Source organism: Streptomyces sp. SID1328 (assembly GCF_009865595.1).
Lineage (GTDB): Bacteria > Actinomycetota > Actinomycetes > Streptomycetales > Streptomycetaceae > Streptomyces > Streptomyces griseoluteus.
In genome coordinates this window covers 1-3,576 of record NZ_WWKH01000639.1, presented here as the reverse complement: position 1 = coordinate 3,576, position 3,576 = coordinate 1, and the positions used below count along the sequence as shown (strand labels likewise).

The window sequence follows — 3,576 nt, the reverse complement described above, 5'->3', positions numbered from 1 at the left end:
TCGGTCGCCGTCCCCGGCGCCCGCGCCCGCGTGGCCCGCGCGGGGCGGATCTACGTCGAGGGCAGGCACGACGCCGAGCTGGTGGAGAAGGTCTGGGGCGACGACCTGCGCATCGAGGGCGTCGTCGTGGAGTACCTGGAGGGCGTGGACGACCTGCCCGCCATCGTGGCCGAATTCGCACCCGGCGCCGACGCCCGCCTCGGCGTTCTGGTGGACCATCTGCTGCCCGGCACCAAGGAGTGGCGCATCGCCCAGTCGGTGACCAGCGACCACGCCCTGGTGGTCGGCCACCCGTACATCGACATCTGGGAGGCCGTGAAGCCGTCGGCCGTCGGCATCCCCGCCTGGCCCCGCGTCCCCCGCGGCCAGGACTGGAAGACGGGCGTCTGCAAGGCGCTGGGGTGGCCGGAAAACACCGGTGCGGTGTGGCAGGCGATCCTGGCGAAGGTGACGTCCTACCGGGACCTGGAGCCGGAACTCCTCGGCCGGGTGGAGGAGTTGATCGACTTCGTCACCGCCGAGGCGTAGCCGCCCGGCTCAGTCCACCAGGTCCCGCACCACCGCGTCGGCCAGCAGGCGGCCGCGCAGGGTGAGGGTGGCGCGGCCCTCCGCGTAGGGCCCGGGGTTCAGGAGGCCGTCGGTGAGGGCGCGGCCGGCGGCGGCCAGGCCGGCCGGTTTCAGCAGGCTCAGGGGGACGCCGTCGCGCAGGCGGAGTTCCAGGAGGATGCGTTCCACCCGGCGGTCCTCGTCGGTGAGGAGTTCGCGGCCCGCGCCGGGGGTGCGGCCCGCGGCGAGGGCGGCGGCGTAGGCGCCGGGGTGCTTGACGTTCCACCAGCGCACCCCGCCGACGTGGCTGTGGGCGCCGGGGCCCGCGCCCCACCAGTCGGCGCCGCGCCAGTACAGCTCGTTGTGCAGGCAGCGGGCCGCCTCGGAGGTGGCCCAGTTGGAGACCTCGTACCAGTGCAGGCCCGCCGCGGTGAGCAGCTCCTCGGCGATGAGGTACCGGTCGGCGTGCACGTCGTCGTCGGTCATCGGGACCTCGCCGCGCCGGATGCGCCGGGCGAGCTGGGTGCCCTCCTCGACGATCAGGGCGTAGGCGCTGATGTGGTCGGGGCCCGCGCCGAGCGCCGCCTCCAGGGAGGCGCGCCAGTCGTCGTCGGACTCGCCGGGGGTGCCGTAGATCAGGTCGAGGTTGACGTGCTCGAACCCGGCCGCGCGGGCTTCGGCCACGCATGCCTCGGGGCGGCCGGGGGTGTGGGTGCGGTCGAGGATCTGGAGCACGTGCGGCTTCGCGCTCTGCATGCCGAAGGAGAGCCGGTTGAAGCCGCCCTCGCGCAGGGTGGCCAGGTAGGCCGGGTCGACGGAGTCCGGGTTGGCCTCGGTGGTGATCTCGGCGTCGGGCGCGAGGCCGAACTCGTCCCGGATCGCGCCCAGCATCCGTACCAGGTCCCCGGCGGCCAGCAGGGTGGGCGTACCGCCGCCGACGAAGACCGTACGGACCTCGCGGGGGTCGTCGCCCAGCACCTTGCGGGCGAGCCGGATCTCCTCCACGACGGTGTCCGCGTAGTTGTCGCGCGAGGCGAGCACGCCGCCCTTGCCGCGCAGCTCGGTGGCGGTGTAGGTGTTGAAGTCGCAGTAGCCGCAGCGGGTGGCGCAGTACGGGACGTGCAGATAGAACCCGAGGGGCCGCTCGGCGGCACCGGCGAGCGCGGCGGCGGGCAGCGCGCCGTCGTCGGGGACGGACTCGCCGTCGGGGAGTGCGGAAGGCATGTCCTCCATTGTCCCGCACCGCGCGCGGGACCCGGTTCACCCCGCTTCCCTGCCCGCCTTCACTGTGCCTGGAGCACCAGCAGGGCGAGGTCGTCCTCGGGCGCGTCCTCGCCGAAGCCGTGCACGAGGTCGCGGATGCGGTCCGCGATGTGCTCGGCGCTCAGGCCGGTGCAGCCGGAGAGGGCGCGGGCGAGGCCGTCGCCGTCGTCGAACTGGTCGGTGCCCGAGCGGCGCTCGGTGACGCCGTCGGTGACGCACAGCAGGCTGTCGCCGGGGTGCAGCTCGATGGTCTCGCTGGTGTAGGTCTCGTCCTCGACGACGCCGAGCAGGGTCTGCGGGCGGGCGGCGGTGCTGACCCGGCCGTCGGGGCGCAGCACCAGGGGCAGCGGGTGCCCGGCGGAGGCGAGGGTGCAGCGGACGCCGCCGTCGACGGGGGTCAGCTCGCCGTACAGCAGGGACAGGAACCGGGTCTGCGGGCCGTCGCCGGGGGCGAAGGGTCCGCCTCCGGCGGCGATCAGGGCGCGGGCGGCGGCGTCGGCGGCCTCGGTGGCGTCGTCCAGGAGGAGCTGGTTGAGCCGGTCGAGGACGTCCGCGACGCCGTACCCCTCGCGGGCGAGCAGCCGGAGCCAGGGGCGGGCGAGACCGATGACGACGGCGGCCTCGGGGCCCTTGCCCTGGACGTCGCCGACGGCGAAGCACCAGCGGCCGTGCCCGGCCGGGAAGAGGTCGTAGAAGTCGCCGCTGGGACCGCCCTGGTCGCGGGGTTCGTAGACCAGCGCGCTGGTCATGCCGGGGATCTCGGCGACCGCGCCGGGCAGCAGGCCGCGCTGGAGGACGGCGCTGATGGTGGCCTGGCGGGCGTACTGGCGGGCGGCGCCGATGGCGAGGGCGACCCGGCGGCCGAGGTCCTCGACCAGGCCGGTGATCTCGTCGGGGAAGCCGAGCAGTCCGCAGCGGCCGATGAGCAGGGTGCCGAGCGGGCGGCCGCCGGCGACCAGCCGGTAGGCGAGGGCGGTGCCGTGGGTGCCCTCGGGGCCGAGCGCGGTGCCGGGCCAGGGGTAGGGCTCAGGGCCGGAGCGCACGGTGTGGCGGGAGCGCGGGGGCTCCTTCTCCAGGGCCCGCTGGAGGTCCTCGGTGCGGGCCTCGCTGGTGTGCCACACGCGCGCGGGGCCGTCACCGCCGCCGCGTACGGTCGCCTCGTCCTCCAGCCAGATCGCGCACCAGTCCGCGAGACGGGGCACGATCAGCTGGCCGGTGAGGGCGGCGACCAGGTTCTCGTCGAGCTGTCCGGCGAGCAGGTCGGAGGCTTCGGCGAGGAAGGAGAGCGCGCCCCGGCCGAGCCAGTCCCGGTCGCCCGCGGCGCGCTGCGGCTGCGGGGCGAGGGCCTCGGCGGCGACCAGGGCCGGCGCGGGCGCGGGGCCGTCGGGCTCCGCGGTGCCGCCGGGCGGCAGGCGGGCCCAGACGGTCTTGCGGCCGGTGCGGTAGGTGACGCCCCAGGACTCGGCGAGCGTGGCGACAAGGCGCAGCCCGCGCCCGTGCTCGGGCGTCTCGTACGGGGCCTCGTCGGCGGGGTCGCGCGGGGCGCGGGCGGGGTGCTGGTCATGGACCTCCACGACGAAGGCGCCGCTCTCCTCCAGCCGCCAGTCGACCTCCACCTCGGTGCCGGCGTGCACGACGGCGTTGGTGACGAGTTCGCTGACGACCGCGGTGGCGTCCTCGCCGAGCCGGGCGGCGCCGTCGGGGCCGGTGAGGCCGAGGCCGGCCCAGTCGGCGAAGGCGGCGCGGACGAGCGCGCGGGCCGAGCCG

The 3,576-nt window shown here is 75.8% G+C and carries 3 protein-coding genes; 1 reads left to right on the top strand and 2 read right to left on the bottom strand.

Translation table 11 applies throughout. The features are described 5' to 3' along the window. The coding region (locus GT030_RS20810; RefSeq protein ID WP_161202393.1) for a DUF3097 family protein at positions 1-528 on the top strand (528 nt) is incomplete at its 5' end. 9 nt (positions 529-537) lie between these two features. Here GT030_RS20810 and hemW read toward each other — a convergent pair. Together hemW and GT030_RS20800 are read right to left on the bottom strand one after the other, a co-directional pair. Beyond that, complete coding sequence (hemW, locus tag GT030_RS20805; protein WP_161202392.1) at positions 538-1,770, bottom strand: radical SAM family heme chaperone HemW; 1,233 nt, start codon at positions 1,768-1,770, stop codon at positions 538-540. 59 nt (positions 1,771-1,829) lie between these two features. Further along, positions 1,830-3,576, bottom strand: a 1,747-nt coding sequence (locus GT030_RS20800; protein WP_202460357.1) for a SpoIIE family protein phosphatase, incomplete at its 5' end; no start/stop codon positions are given.